This window comes from Photobacterium salinisoli, assembly GCF_003614885.1.
Taxonomy (GTDB): Bacteria; Pseudomonadota; Gammaproteobacteria; order Enterobacterales; family Vibrionaceae; genus Photobacterium; species Photobacterium salinisoli.
Map to the genome: position 1 here is coordinate 179,974 of NZ_QZMS01000011.1, position 14,896 is coordinate 194,869.

Consider the following 14,896-nt stretch of genomic DNA (forward strand, 5'->3'; position numbering starts at 1 on the left):
TTATTGAATTAATGAATGTTTAGAGAAGCTTGAGAGACACGTTACAGCAATATGTCACTGTCATACTGTCATCAATTTGCGATGTTAACCCGCTAGCCTCAGAGAACACATCACATGCAAAAAGCACCCATTTGCCAACTGTATGAAGAAACTTAAACGTTATCAGTACGAACGCTACGCTATTTTATGCCGGCAGGCTTATCCCGCAGACTTCGACCATACCCAGTATGGCTTTGATCCTGCAGGTCGGCGAGATATTACCGACCGTTGGGGACGGACCATTATCCGGGTACTCTGGGGAGAGCAGAATGAAGCCATAGTGGTGTTCAAAGGCTCTCAGAATCTGTGGGACTGGCTGCTTAATTTTGCATGTTTTCCCCAAAAACTGCCGGGAAGACAAAAGCCTTATCGTGTCCACTGGGGTTATCATTTTCTTCTGGAACAGAAAAGTAAAATAGCCACAAATCGCTACGCGGAAGCCTTTCCGTCCTTGTCGGCTTCACAAGAAATTGATTATCTGCAGGCCGCTGATGCACAGCATTTCCAGGATGAGTCGCTCTATCAGCAGATTCGCTCAACCCTGTTACCCTTAATTAAAAACGGTAAACGCATTTCTTTTACCGGCCATTCCTCGGGGGGTGCCATGGCGGTGCTGACAGTGGAAAGGCTGGGTAACGAGTTCCCTGACGCCATCAAACGGGTTGTGACGTTCGGGCAACCGGCAGCCGGTTTCTGGAGTTTCAGGCAAGCCTACAGTTACCATCACTGCACTTACCGAATATGCTGCGATCTGGACATTGTCACCTTTCTGCCAGCCATTCCTTTGATGCACTGGCATGTAGGCAAAATGCTCTGGCTGCATAACGAGAAAATTTACGACAACATTTCGACACCGGTCAGACTGTACAAATCACTGGTGAGCTGGATATTACGCCCTGTCACCTACCACTATATGCACAAATACATCAGAAATAAGGACTACTTTGATAAACACTGATTCCTCACTTACTGAGAAACAGCGGAATGGTAAAAATTTAACATACCTTCTTTTGCCCGTTTCATGTATCGTTGAGGCTGAATCCAGCAGAAAACGAAGATATGCACTCTCAAATTACACAGTTGCTCGCACAAAAAAATGTCTGGATGGCCAGTCATATTACTGACGCTGAGTTCCCCACAACACTCAGCAAACAGGGTCTCGCCCTCTATCAAACAGCGCAGAATGAGCTGACAGTCAAAGCGGTTCAACCTTCTGATTCCGATGCACCTTCAGATTTGTTGAGTGTCTACCCTGTCGATTGCCACCCTCTCACCATCCGGTTTTCTCTGGTTCATGCCAGTCAGTGGCAAGACGAAGAATCTGAAGCTGTCATGGAGTTTCTGACGCAGATCATGCTGGAAACCAACAGCCCGGCCCAGCTGTTCGTGGGTTTCTATCAAGGAAAACCTGCAGCCTGCGGTATGTTGTTTACCGACCCGGGCAATCCGAAAGACACTTTAGTCAGCGACATCTGTGCGCTTCCGCTGCCAAATCATGATGAACTTGTGGCGGCTATGACACATTGGCTCATTCAGCAAGCATCTGATAAATCAGAAAATTTGTGGTTATGCTAAGCCCATCAGTCTGTACTTTTCTTGCCGGTACAGACTGAGCCACAGCGCCATTGCTGCTTACCTGCCCCTACACCTACTTCTACCCGATTTCAGCCCGGTAATTTCTGCTGGCTAAATTTTACTTTTTCGAGTTATTTCTCAATTCTTCTTATTTTTCTGGTGGTTAGCATTAACTTTCATCTCAAAGAAACAACTCCTTAACATAAGCAACCCTATCATTTCATCGGAAGAATGCTTCTCTATTATTCATTAACAAGGACACTTTCGATGAAGAAAACGATAGGAACAACTTTATTATTGTTGTCATCCTTCACTCAGGCAGAAACACTCAGTGTCATGGCGTACAACACGCTGTTACTGTCTTTTGGCGATTGGGATCAGGCCAATCGCGCACAGCGGATACCTGCTGCAATTTCTGCTCTGGAACACATACCCGATGTGCTGATCATCAATGAAGCCTTCAACCCAGATTCCGAAGTCATGCTTAATGAACTGGCGTCGATATATCCATATCAAACACCGGTTGTGGGTGAAGATTGCAGCGGTCAGGGGTGGGATGCATTAACAGGTGATTGTTCCAACTCAGTTGTGGTGGTACGTGGCGGCGTCTCTATTTTGTCCCGTTACCCGATTGTTAGCCAGAAAGCGCATGTTTACCACGCCAGCGACAGTAGCACCTGGGATTATTATGCCAACAAAGGCTTTGCTTACGTTGAAATTGACAAAAATGGTCAGCACTTTCATCTGCTTGGTACACACCTGCAATCCAGCACCGACAATCCTGACAAGGAACACCCGGTGCGCATGGCGCAACTGACTGAAATGCAGAATTTTATTGCAGCGCAAGCTATCCCCACCTCAGAACCAGTTATCATTGCAGGCGATCTGAATGTGGAGTGGAGCCGTCAGGATCAGATTGCAGACATGCTGGCAACAACACAAAGCCATTTATTCTTCCCCGATCCGGGCATCGGCAGCTTCTCGGCCAAATACAACTGGATCACAAAATCAGGTGCATACCGAGACGGTTACTCACTCAACTACAACGATACCCTGGATTATGTACTCTGGCACCAAGACTACCTGCAGCCTTCAGTGCCGGCGGCGATGAAAGTGGTGAAGCTGCAAGCCGATGAACAATGGTACTGGCATTACCTGAAAGGCAAATGGCCGTTACCTGAAGGCGAGTACTGGCATAATGGCTACTACAGCGATCTGTCTGATCATTACCCTGTTCAGGCTGAATTTGTGTTCCCTGATCAATAAAAAAACCAATCTCTGTAAACCGCCACCGTAGTCGCGCAGGTTTAGAGGGGACAATAAAAAGGAGCACCTGAGTGCTCCTTGTGTCTGAGTGAAATGTCGATTCGCCGATCAGCGGCTGACACTCAGCAAGGCTTTTGCCAGGTAATCCAGCTTTTGCTCCTGCAAACCTGCAATGTTAATCCGGCCGTCACCCACCGCATAAATGCCGAACTCATTACGCAACTGAATAATTTGATCCTGACTTAGACCTGTGACAGAAAACATCCCTTTGTGTTTTTCAATGAAATCAAACGCCTCGGAGCCATTGTCCCGCACGGCCTGAGTTAAACCTGCACGCAGGCTTCGCAAACGCTGGTTCATTTCTGTCAGTTCGCTTTTCCAGGTAGCAGTCAGAGACGCGTCATTGAGGACAGTCGCCACCAGAGCCGCACCGTGATCAGGTGGCATAGTATAGGACGCACGCGCCAGCTGCAGAATTCTGCCTTTCGCTTTCTGGGCTTCTTTCAGAGAATCACTGATAATAATCGCCGCCCCCGTACGCTCACGGTACAAACCAAAATTCTTGGAGCAAGAGGTGGCAACAATCATTTCTTCCACATTGTCAGCCAGATGACGTAAACCGGCAGCATCTTGCTCCAGACCGTCACCAAATCCCTGATAAGCGATATCAACAAATGGCAGGAAACCATTTTTATTCGCCAGCTCAGTGATTGCTTTCCAGTCATCAAATGAGATGTCCGCGCCTGTCGGGTTATGGCAGCAACCATGCAGCAGTACCACATCTTTAGGGCCGGCTTTAGCCAGCTCTGCCAGCATAGCTTCACTGTTAACCTGCTTGGTGGAGGTGTCGAAATAAGGGTAGAACTTCACTTTCAGGCCAGCCGCTTCCATGACAGGCTTGTGATTGACATAGCTGGGATTCGAAATCCACACAGTCGTGTCCGGTTGAGCCAAATGCATCAGATCGGCCAGCATACGCAATGCGCCACTGGCACCCGGGGTCTGTACTGCGGCGGCACGGCTATAAGCTGAAGTATCCTTAATGAGTAAGTCCATCATGGCCTGATTGAAGACTTCATCGCCCGCTAATCCAACATAAGCTTTGGTTTTCTGTGTATCCAACAGACGCTGCTCAGCCTGAAATACCGCCTGCATAATTGGCGTTTCACCTTGGCTGTTGCGGTATACACCGATACCCAAATCCATCTTCTCAGAACGGGTATCCTCGCGGAACATTTGTGTCAGGGATAAAATTGGATCGAGTTGTGCTTCAGTAAGCTGCTTGAACATCTGTGAAATTCCGTTTTGTTATTGCGACTTTCCTCAAATTATCATGCACCTTATCGAAGGTCACTACCCCAGCTCAGAAATAGTCCCGCCAGTGTTTATCCAGATTAACAGCACCATGTAATGAAATTGTTACAACCTGAATTGATCTGGATTAATCAAACACCAATAAAGCTTGCAAGGGGTGGCTCAGCACCTAAATTTAAAGCATGAGGGGTACATCCAACCGGAGGCCATCATGAAAAACAGCGTTGATGTTCGCGCCTTACTAACCGCCTATGAAAAAATAAAAACACTGGGAACACCCGTCGAAAACGGCAAACAGCTTGATGATATTACCTGTACAGAGAGTTACGACGGTTACAGCGTTAGCCTGTCAGACGGTAAAGTCAGTGTTGATGTTAACTTTCATAACACCTATCACTTTCATACCCTGAATGAAGATCCAGACACAGTCATTAACCAGACAACCACCGATTTTCATCACAACAACGAAACCCAGATTCAGGCATTTTTGAATAAATTAAACGATTTAAATACACGCTATTAATGTATTACCTAAAGTCGCTCTGCCGGCTTTAGGTTTTACCTTTTCCTGACATAATCACGCCACAGCTTGATTAAGCTGGAAACATAGACACAGTTGAAAGGTCTAATTAACCGGAAAAGCTGTCACGAACTTTGTGCCCCATCCAGTAACAAAGTGCATCAGCAGCGTTTTCTGTCAATGACTCACTAACCACATGCGGCGAACGAGTCATCACTCAAAACAACAAAAAGAAAGAGAGAAAAGAATGAACGCTGAAATATTGAATAAGCAAGAGCAGGAACGTGTAATTGCAGCCCTGAATGAATGTTACCGCCGCTTGGAAGCAGCTGAACTGACCCCACAGGAAATTTCGCAAGATGGCTTCAGCCTGATGTTTACCTCGGCCTACAAAATGATTGATTGCTAAGAGTTAACGCTAAACGTCCTCAGTTTCCCCTGCTGATGTTTACTGCAACGAAAAAGGAGCGCGATGCGCTCCTTTTTCGTATTCTGCCAGCAGGTTCACCCTGTCCGGCGCCATTCATCAGCCACGGTAGTAACGCTGTGGTACAAACGGCATTTTCTCCACTGTCATTGGCAGTTTCTTACCACGCACTTCCGCAAAAATCTCAGTGCCAATCGACGAGAATTCCGTTTTGACATACGCCATAGCAACCGGGGCTTCTTTGGTTGGACCATAAGTACCGCTGGTCACAATACCGATTTCATTATCATCCGCATCAAACAGTTTACTGCCTTCACGAACCGGTGCTTTTGACTGACCAATCAGACCCACACGTTTACGGGCTACATCTTTGGTCTCAATCTGATCCAGAATCAGCTCTGCGCCCGGGAAGCCACCGGCACGCTCACCATCCGCGCGACGGGACTTACTGATACCCCATAGCAGGCTGGCTTCTACCGGTGTAGTAGTGGTATCAATGTCATGGCCATACAGACACAGGCCACACTCAAGGCGTAGCGAATCCCGTGCACCCAGACCAATCCACTCAACTTCGCCGTATGCCAGCAAGGCACGCGCCAGCTCTTCTGCTTTACCTGACGGTACAGAAATTTCGTAGCCGTCTTCACCTGTGTATCCAGAGCGGCTGACATAACATTCCGCGCCCAGCAGGTCCAGTTTAGTGGCATCCATAAACAGCATATCGCTAACGGCAGGATTCAGACGCGCCAGCACCTCAGCCGCTTTAGGGCCTTGCAGGGCAAGCAGCGCACGATCGTCGATAATTTCCAGTGTCACATCAGCAGGAAGGTGCGCCTGGATGTGCGCAATGTCTTGCTCTTTACACGCCGCATTGACCACAACAAACAAGTGATCACCAAAGTTTGTCACCATCAGGTCGTCTAAAATGCCACCGTTTTCGTTAGTAAAGAAAGCATAACGCTGCTTGCCTTCCGGCAGATCGATGATGTCGACAGGAACCAGTGCCTCCAGGGCTTTCGCTGCGTTTTCACCGTGCAGACGTAACTGGCCCATGTGGGAAACATCGAACAAACCGGCAGATTCACGGCAATGAATGTGCTCTTTACGCACCCCCAGCGCATATTGCACTGGCATATCGTAACCCGCGAACGGAACCATTTTGGCACCCATCTCAATATGAAGGGCATGCAAAGGTGTAACTAGAAGATCCTGAGACATTGATATTTACTCCATTCACCGCACAGCGGCTGTTGCATCAATTTCTGTGGCAGATTGACTTAACCTGTCACTGTGTAGATGTTGCTAGCAAGTAGATAAACTGTATCTCTGTTTCCAATAGTAGATAAAGTTTCTCATCTCTCAACCTAGCCGATCTCAAAGTGCGACAGAGGCTGTGTTTCCCCCCTCTGCCATTGTGTCCGTTGCCGCGTTTACACGACAGTTATGACGCCGTTACCCAAAGAATAAGCGCGTCTTCATCACTGACTGAAACCAGCATGTGCCCCATGGTGGCATCGTAATACACTGAATCTCCTTCACTCAGGCGCACCGGTTCATAGAACTCGGAAAAAAAGGTGATTGTCCCCGACAGCACAAGTAAAAACTCTTCGCCGTCATGTCGTATCCAGTCTGAATAATCGTCAAAATGACGGGCACGAACCCGCGACTTAAAGGGCATCATCTTCTTGTTGCGCAGCTGGGTCGCCAGCAATTCATGCTCATAGGTCGTCGTAGGATGCGGCTTACCTTCACCTTGTCGCGTAATATCTCTGCGGCCGGTTGCAACCAGCTGCTTGGGCGGTGCAAATAATTGGGGAATATCTATCTGCAATCCGGTGGCCAGTTTCTGCATCGCCTGGAAAGTCGGCGAGATTTGTTCATTCTCAATTTTAGATAAGGTAGAACGCGCCAATCCGGTACGTTTACTCGCTTCTTCCAGCGTCAGGCCATGAGCCATACGTATTTCTTTTAGCCGCTTACCTAACTGCAACGGCTCTATATTCTCTGACTCCCGTTCCCTGGCGACAGTCAGTGATGGGTACGGATCGACTTGCTGTTCATCACTACTCATTTTGGCCTCCGAGGCACGTCTTTCAGTCATTCTTACACAAGCTGTTAACAAGTGGGAAGCCAGGCAAAGGCAAAACCATGACCCACACAACATATTTGAAATAAAGTTTCCAATAGGAAACACGAGATAAAGTCTGGCGTATTTTCCTGTACCAGACCCCCAGATTTTCCACCGCCATTATCGCTATGGTGACAATGAACAAGGCAGCATAATCGGCCATCAGAGCGCATTATTACTGGCATCAGACACTAAAAAGAATTAGAGCTAACACACATTTCTGCCACATAAGCACCGAAAATTTGGTCCCTATCATAGAAATTTACATGACAAGAAGCAAACGTTTGCGTAAGATTGCGACCACTAAAGTGAACGATAATCCACTATTGGAAATTCTGGTTTGATCCGTTATCAATAGAAACGTATGTAACGCACTTGTTAGGCAAATGCACTTCTGTGCTTCGCTTAAGCCAGGGAAGCGATAACAACGAGACATAACGACATATACCGCTCTGCGTACCGATATACCGTACAGCACGAACCGGTTCAGAGCGCGAATTGAGGATAACGTGAAATGAAAGCTTCATACCAAAACCACGACTTGGAAATGTTCTTCTCAACCAACCTTGCCGAGGTTGATGGCGCAGTGAATGCCGGTATTGCCGCAGAGCTGAACCGCCAGAATCAGCAAATTGAGCTGATTGCCTCTGAGAACATCGTCTCCAAAGCCGTCATGCAAGCTCAGGGCACCTGTCTGACTAACAAATACGCCGAAGGTTACGCAGGACGCCGTTACTACGGTGGCTGTGAGCATGTTGATGAAGTTGAGCGTATTGCCATTGCGCGCGCCAGACAGCTTTTCCAGTGTGAATACGTCAACGTTCAACCGCACTCAGGTGCACAGGCAAACGGCGCTGTCATGCTGGCACTGCTGCAACCGGGCGATACGATTCTGGGCATGTCTCTGGATGCGGGTGGCCACCTGACACACGGTGCGCGCCCTGCTCTGTCGGGCAAATGGTTCAACGCCGTTCAGTACGGTGTGCGTCAGGGCAGCTGCGACATTGATTACGATCAGGTACGCGATCTGGCACATGAGCATAAACCTAAAATGATCATTGCCGGTGGTTCTGCGATTCCTCGTCAGGTCGATTTCGAGCAATTCCGTGCCATTGCCGATGAAGTCGGTGCCTATCTGATGGTCGATATGGCGCATATTGCAGGGTTGATTGCGGCCGGTGAACACCCGTCGCCTCTGCCGCACGCGCATGTTGTTACAACAACAACACACAAAACTCTGCGTGGCCCTCGTGGCGGCATGATACTGACCAACCACGAAGACATTAATAAGAAGATCAATTCTGCCGTGTTCCCAGGCCTGCAAGGCGGCCCGCTGATGCATGTCATAGCCGGTAAAGCCGTTGCCCTGGGTGAAGCGCTGGAACCCGAATTCAAGCTGTACATCAAAAATGTGATTAGCAATGCCAAGGTTCTGGCAGAAACATTACAGGCACGCGGTTGTGACATTGTCACAGGTGGCACGGATACCCATCTGATGCTGGTTGACCTGCGCCCGAAAGGCCTGAAAGGTAATCAGGTTGAAGAAGCGCTGGAACGCGCCGGTATCACCTGTAATAAGAACGGTATTCCGTTTGATCCTGAAAAGCCGATGGTGACATCAGGTATCCGCCTGGGTACACCGGCAGGCACCAGCCGCGGCTTTGGCGAAACTGAATTCAAACAGATTGGTGAATGGATCGGCGATGTGCTTGATGGCCTGGCTGCCAATCCGGACGACAACAGCGAAACAGAACAACGCGTGAAGCAGCAGGTACAGAAACTGTGCAGCCGCTTCCCGCTGTACCAGTAAATACATTTTAATGTGACAGAAAATAGTCGGCAGGCAGCTTCAATGCTCACCTGCCCTCACAAATAACAAAGATGCAGAAACATTGCGCGAGGAGATTTACATGAGCAACTTAAAGTTTACTGAAAGCCACGAGTGGGTACGCGATAACGGTGACGGTACGATCACCATGGGTATCACGGATCACGCTCAGGGCCTGCTGGGCGACGTGGTTTTCGTAGACCTGCCAGAAGTTGGCGACAGCACTGAAGCCGGTGAGTCTTTCTCTCTGGTTGAATCTGTGAAAGCGGCCTCTGATATCTATGCCCCTGTCACCGGTGAAATCGTTGAAATCAACGAAGAACTGAGCGACAGCCCGGAACTGATCAACGAAGCCCCGTTCGAAGGCGGCTGGATTGCTAAAATCAAGATTGCTGATGTTGAAGAACTGAGCAAACTGATCGATGCTGACCAATATCAGGCGACCATCGAAGAGTAATGGAACACTGCGGCTTTCAACTTGAAAGCCGTTTTTCCACCCAAGAGAATTCTCGCCATTGCCCAGACATTGACTGGCAATGTGTAGTAACTGTTCAGGAAAGAACCATGACCGACATGAACCTTTTACATGCACTCAGTGACGACAAAGCTTTTGCTGCCCGTCACAACGGCCCTAATGACGCACAGCAGGCGAAAATGCTGCAGACCATTGGCGCCGACAGCATTGACAAGTTGATTGAAGAAACTGTACCGGCTTCCATCCGACTGAAAGAAGCGATGAAGCTGGACCAGCCACAAAGCGAAGCAGACATGCTGTCTGCACTGAAGACGGTTGCCCGTAAGAACGTCATCAACCGCAGTTTCATCGGTCAGGGTTACTACAACACCTTAACGCCGAACGTGATTCTGCGTAACGTGCTGGAAAATCCAGGCTGGTACACGGCTTATACGCCGTATCAGCCAGAAATTTCTCAGGGCCGTCTGGAATCGCTGCTGAACTACCAGCAGATGATCATGGATCTGACCGGTATGGAACTGGCGAATGCTTCCCTGCTGGATGAAGCAACGGCAGCCGCAGAAGCCATGACACTGTGTCAGCGTGCCAGTAAGAGCAAGAGCAAAGCTTTTTTTGTCTCTACCGATCTGCACCCGCAAACCATTGACGTGGTTGTGACCCGTGCTGAATACATTGGTATTGAGATCATCCGTGGCAAAGCTGAAGAGCTGGACAACCACGACGTATTCGGTGCACTGGTTCAATACCCGGGCACAACAGGTGCTATTGCTGATCTGACTGACATTATTGAAAAAGCGCACGCCAAGAAAACACTGGTCGCTGTTGCTTCTGATCTGCTGGCACTGACTATCCTCAAAGCGCCGGGCGAAATGGGTGCAGACGTAGTCATCGGCAGTGCGCAACGCTTCGGCGTACCAATGGGCTTCGGTGGCCCGCATGCCGGCTTCATGGCAACCAAAGATCAGCATAAACGTACCATGCCTGGTCGTGTTATTGGTGTATCGAAAGATGCCAAAGGCAATCAGGCGCTACGTATGGCGATGCAAACGCGTGAGCAGCATATCCGCCGCGAGAAAGCGACCTCTAACATCTGTACCGCTCAGGCACTGCTGGCCAATATGGCGGCCTTCTATGCGCTGTATCACGGTCCGGAAGGCCTGCGTAAAATCGGTCGTCGCGTTCACCACCTGACCGCCATTCTGGCTGCCGGTCTGCGTAACGCTGGTCTGGAACTGGTTAACGATACCTTCTTCGATACTGTGACCATCAACTCTGGCAAGCAAACCGACGCTATCTACAAGAAAGCCCTGGCGGCCGGTATCAACCTGCGCAAATACAGCGACAAGCTGGGTGTGAGCCTGGATGAAACCACCAAAGTGGCTGACGTCGAAGAACTGCTGGAGATCTTCACTGGTCAGGCACTGAAAGCCACTGCTTTCACCGATGACATTGCCGCAGACGAATTCGCAGCGATTCCGCAAAGCTGTCGTCGCACCAGCGAGTTCCTGACTCACCCTGTGTTTAACCAGTACCACAGTGAAACGCAGATGATGCGTTACATGAAGAAACTGGAAAACAAAGACTATTCCCTGACCCACGGTATGATCCCGCTGGGCAGCTGTACCATGAAACTGAATGCCGCAGCAGAAATGATCCCTGTGACCTGGCCTGAATTCGGTGGCTTGCATCCGTTTGCGCCCGCCGATCAAACTCAGGGTTATCAGGAACTGGCAAGCAAGCTGTCTGAAATGCTGTGTGAAATCACCGGCTACGATGCTTTCTCACTGCAGCCTAACTCTGGCGCACAGGGTGAATACGCCGGTCTGATTGCGATTCAGCGCTACCACGCGGCCAATGGCGACAGCCACCGTAACGTGTGTCTGATCCCAAGCTCGGCGCACGGGACTAACCCGGCTTCTGCAGCTATGGTGTCAATGAAAGTTGTGGTGGTTGGCTGTGATGCCAACGGCAACATCGATGTCGAAGATCTGAAAGCGAAAATTGAAAAACACCGCGATAACCTGTCGTGCATCATGATCACCTACCCGTCGACGCACGGTGTGTATGAAGAAGCGGTGCGTGAAGTGTGCGATTTAGTTCATGCTGCAGGCGGTCAGGTTTATCTTGACGGCGCGAATATGAACGCACAGGTTGGCCTGACCAATCCTGGCTTCATCGGTTCAGACGTGTCTCACCTGAACCTGCACAAGACCTTCTGTATTCCACATGGTGGCGGCGGTCCGGGTATGGGGCCAATTGGTGTGAAATCGCATCTGGCACCTTTCCTGCCAGGCCACGTTGAGTCTGTTAATGCAACCGAAGGTTCTCAGTACGCGGTATCTGCAGCTGAGCTGGGTTCAGCCTCAATTCTGCCGATTTCTTACGCTTACATCGCGATGATGGGATCGGAAGGACTGACACAAGCCACAAAACTGGCGATTCTGAATGCCAACTATGTGATGGAACGTCTGCGTGACCACTACCCTGTGCTGTACCGCGGCACTCACGGCCGTATTGCGCACGAGTGTATTATCGACATCCGTCCGCTGAAAGAAGCCTCTGGTATCTCGGAAGAAGATGTTGCCAAGCGCTTGATGGACTATGGTTTCCACGCGCCGACCATGTCGTTCCCGGTCGCCGGCACCCTGATGATTGAACCGACCGAGTCAGAAGATCTGACCGAGCTGGATCGTTTCTGTGATGCCATGATTGCCATCCGTCAGGAAATCGCCCGCGTTCAGTCTGGCGAGTGGACGCTGGAAGACAACCCATTGGTCAATGCACCGCACACTCAGGTTGACCTGATGGATGCCGAATGGACGCACGCTTACAGCCGCGAGCTGGCTTGCTACCCATCCGCGCACAGCAAAGGCGCCAAATACTGGCCAACCGTCAACCGTGTCGATAACGTCTTCGGTGACCGCAACCTGGTCTGTTCTTGCCCGGGTATTGAGAACTATATCGAGGATTAATTAATCCTGATGGCAAAGTAATACAAAGCGAGGCCATGAGCCTCGCTTTTTTGTTTATACCCCACACAGCAATGATTCACGCTTCTCTGCTTCATACCGGTTAGCTTTGTGAAGTGAGTAACAACCGTATCCCAAACACCCCAAACAGGCTTGCCGTAAACCGGGATAACCATTTCTTAGTCGCGAGATCCACGGACAATCTACGGCTGAGCGACGCCGACATCCAAGCAATCAAATGGCACCACAACATGCCATTCACGTTAAAAATCAGTCCCAGCACAATAAAAGCCAATGCCTTATTTTCGCTGGATGCAGAGATGAACTGCGGCATAAATGCAAGAAAGAAAACAGCGATTTTGGGGTTAAACAGGTTAGTGATAAAACCCTGATAATAAATTCGCTTTAACGATGCCTTTGGCTTTCGCATTACCTCAGTGTTACCGTCAGCACTGCTGCTTCTGAGCATACTGATTGCCATGTAAATGAGGTAGACCCCACCCAGTATTTTGACCACAGTAAATGCAGTCGCAGAAGAAGCCAGCACAGCGGATAAACCCAATGCCGCGGCGACAATGTGAATCATTGTTCCTGTACCTATCCCAAGCGCGGCCGCCGAGCCTGCTTTAAACCCCTGCGTTGCGGCTCGCCCGGCAATCAGCAACGAGTCAGGGCCGGGAATCATATTCAGTAACAAGCCGGAGACAACAAACAACCATAAATTCTCAATACCCAACACTTTTCTTTCTCTCCTCGCTTTACACCCGGGAAACTGCTCAACTCAGCAACACAACTACTGCAACCCAATGATCCGATGTCAACATTCTCTCAGGATGACCAGAAACCCGCACACTGATTAGCCGACGCACAATATACGGAAAGAGAAACGCAGAAAGAAGCACTAAATCACACCAAATCGCGACAGAACCACACTGTCATTGTATGAATCAGATCGCATAATTATTCATTCACACAGTCTACAATCTCTCCAGCCATATGAATGGAGAAGATTATGCCTGGTGCATTTGCTCATATATCAGCAGTCAATAAAGCCTCTGAGAATACTGCGCTCAGAAAGCTGAACGTTCCGAAACACGTTAAGAAAACGCTGTCTCAATACAAAGCGTTTTTAGAATTTGGCTGTGTCAGCCCAGATTACCCCTACCTTGCAGTCGGAAATCATGCTCAGAATAAATGGGCGGATGAGATGCACTACAACGAGGTAGGTAAATTCATAGCTACCCTGATCGATCTCATCAAAAGACTGGACGAAGACAATCAGCAAAAAGCATTCGCGTGGCTGTGTGGGTTTGTGGCTCATGTGGCTGCGGACATCACCATCCACCCGGTTGTAGAGCTGAAGGTTGGCCCTTACAGTGAGAACGCAAAAGATCACCGGATCTGTGAAATGCATCAGGATACTTATATTTGGTATAAGGTCATGAATTTAGGGGACATTGGTCTCGCAGACCGGGTCAAAGAAAATATTGGCAGCTGCGTGGATGAGAACAATGACGATTCCATCGATCTCATCATTCATGATGTCTGGCAGACAGCACTGGTTGCGGTTTATCCCCAGTATGCCAAGGCGTGCCCACCGGACATTAACCGCTGGCATCACGGTTTTCAATTCGTGGTTAATAACGCAGAAGAGTCCCACAAACTTTTTGCTTGGGCTCGCCATGTCGCCTCTTCACACGGCCTGACTTACCCGCTTTCAGAAGAAGTAAATCGTGAATTTATCGCAGAATTACAAACCCCACATGGCATCCAACACTATGACGAGGTATTCGACCGGGCCGTATCGACGATCCAATTATTTTGGGAGAAAACGGCTGAGGCTGTCTTTGGAGATGGTGCCACAGATTTTTTCAAGAACTGGAACCTTGACACTGGCTATTGTGAAAGCGGTGTATTAACCGCATGGGAAACAAAATGAAACTGTTAATCAAACTCTCGTTACTCATACTATTAACTGCATGTTCCGCTCAGGCAGAATATTCCGATGAAGCCATGTACGACCTGGCGTCAATCTTAAAAGATGTCGCGCAAGCCGTAGATGGAGAGGTTAAGTTTGGCGAGATACACAATCTGGCGGACGAGCAAATCATTGCAAACGCCATGTCTTCCGCGCCCGACAAACTGGCTAAACTCAGCGAGTATCAGGTGGTTTTAGAGATTCAGGGCGATAATGCCGTTATGTTGTTGTGCGACGGTGATGTGGCACTGATGGAGGATGCCGGTTGCAACGCTGCTTTTGACAATGGTTACTGGCATCAGCCTAAGCACAACACATGTAAAATTTCGCTCAATGCCAGTTCGGTCTGCACTGAGTAGATGTCCCTGAACGGGCCC

General features: G+C 49.3%; 14 protein-coding genes. 10 read left to right on the forward strand and 4 right to left on the reverse strand.

Translation table 11 applies throughout. The features are described 5' to 3' along the window. Positions 1-142 precede the first annotated feature (142 nt). The 3 genes from D6M16_RS12090 (at position 143) to D6M16_RS12100 (ending at position 2,880) form a co-directional block, all read left to right on the forward strand. Positions 143-997, forward strand: coding sequence for a lipase family protein (locus D6M16_RS12090; RefSeq protein ID WP_120512143.1), 855 nt, complete (start codon positions 143-145; stop codon positions 995-997). Between the two features lie 101 nt (positions 998-1,098). Beyond that, on the forward strand, positions 1,099-1,614 hold the full coding sequence (locus D6M16_RS12095; protein WP_120512144.1) for a hypothetical protein: 516 nt from the start codon (positions 1,099-1,101) through the stop codon (positions 1,612-1,614). A 267-nt stretch (positions 1,615-1,881) separates the two neighbouring features. Continuing rightward, positions 1,882-2,880: a sphingomyelin phosphodiesterase gene (locus D6M16_RS12100; protein WP_120512145.1), complete on the forward strand. Its 999-nt coding sequence runs from the start codon at positions 1,882-1,884 to the stop codon at positions 2,878-2,880. A gap of 108 nt (positions 2,881-2,988) precedes the next feature. Here the strand turns inward: D6M16_RS12100 and D6M16_RS12105 are convergent, their stop codons facing one another. Beyond that, a complete protein-coding gene (locus D6M16_RS12105) occupies positions 2,989-4,170 on the reverse strand; it encodes an amino acid aminotransferase (RefSeq protein WP_120512146.1) in 1,182 nt (393 codons plus the stop codon). A gap of 235 nt (positions 4,171-4,405) precedes the next feature. Here D6M16_RS12105 and D6M16_RS12110 point away from each other — a divergent pair, with 235 nt between their 5' ends. Both D6M16_RS12110 and D6M16_RS22240 read left to right on the forward strand, forming a co-directional pair. Beyond that, complete coding sequence (locus D6M16_RS12110) at positions 4,406-4,717, forward strand: DUF3081 family protein (RefSeq protein WP_120512147.1); 312 nt, start codon at positions 4,406-4,408, stop codon at positions 4,715-4,717. Positions 4,718-4,961: 244 nt separating this feature from the next. Beyond that, a complete protein-coding gene (locus tag D6M16_RS22240; RefSeq protein WP_162941010.1) occupies positions 4,962-5,123 on the forward strand; it encodes a hypothetical protein in 162 nt (53 codons plus the stop codon). Between the two features lie 117 nt (positions 5,124-5,240). Here the strand turns inward: D6M16_RS22240 and gcvT are convergent, their stop codons facing one another. Beyond that, entirely contained in the window at positions 5,241-6,359 is a 1,119-nt protein-coding gene (gene gcvT / locus D6M16_RS12115; protein ID WP_120512148.1) for a glycine cleavage system aminomethyltransferase GcvT, read from the reverse strand. A 223-nt stretch (positions 6,360-6,582) separates the two neighbouring features. Next, a complete protein-coding gene (locus D6M16_RS12120; protein WP_120512149.1) occupies positions 6,583-7,212 on the reverse strand; it encodes a helix-turn-helix domain-containing protein in 630 nt (209 codons plus the stop codon). Positions 7,213-7,783: 571 nt separating this feature from the next. Here D6M16_RS12120 and D6M16_RS12130 point away from each other — a divergent pair. The 3 genes from D6M16_RS12130 (at position 7,784) to gcvP (ending at position 12,544) form a co-directional block, all read left to right on the forward strand. Further along, the gene (locus D6M16_RS12130) at positions 7,784-9,079 is read left to right on the forward strand and encodes a serine hydroxymethyltransferase (protein ID WP_120512151.1); all 1,296 of its coding nucleotides are present in this window, start codon (positions 7,784-7,786) and stop codon (positions 9,077-9,079) included. Positions 9,080-9,179: 100 nt separating this feature from the next. After that, on the forward strand, positions 9,180-9,554 hold the full coding sequence (gene gcvH, locus D6M16_RS12135; protein ID WP_046221130.1) for a glycine cleavage system protein GcvH: 375 nt from the start codon (positions 9,180-9,182) through the stop codon (positions 9,552-9,554). Between the two features lie 107 nt (positions 9,555-9,661). Further along, the gene (gene gcvP, locus D6M16_RS12140; RefSeq protein WP_120512152.1) at positions 9,662-12,544 is read left to right on the forward strand and encodes an aminomethyl-transferring glycine dehydrogenase; all 2,883 of its coding nucleotides are present in this window, start codon (positions 9,662-9,664) and stop codon (positions 12,542-12,544) included. A 100-nt stretch (positions 12,545-12,644) separates the two neighbouring features. On the opposite strand, the gene D6M16_RS12145 is transcribed toward gcvP, so the two are convergent. Beyond that, positions 12,645-13,280 carry a LysE family translocator gene (locus D6M16_RS12145; protein WP_120512153.1) on the reverse strand — a complete coding sequence of 212 codons (636 nt, stop codon included), beginning with the start codon at positions 13,278-13,280 and terminating at the stop codon, positions 12,645-12,647. A 273-nt stretch (positions 13,281-13,553) separates the two neighbouring features. Between D6M16_RS12145 and D6M16_RS12150 the strand changes: the two genes are divergently transcribed. After that, a complete protein-coding gene (locus D6M16_RS12150) occupies positions 13,554-14,480 on the forward strand; it encodes a zinc dependent phospholipase C family protein (protein WP_120512154.1) in 927 nt (308 codons plus the stop codon). After that, on the forward strand, positions 14,477-14,878 hold the full coding sequence (locus tag D6M16_RS12155) for a hypothetical protein (protein WP_120512155.1): 402 nt from the start codon (positions 14,477-14,479) through the stop codon (positions 14,876-14,878). Before D6M16_RS12150 ends, D6M16_RS12155 begins: the two co-directional genes overlap by 4 nt. The last annotated feature ends 18 nt before the right edge of the window (positions 14,879-14,896 follow it).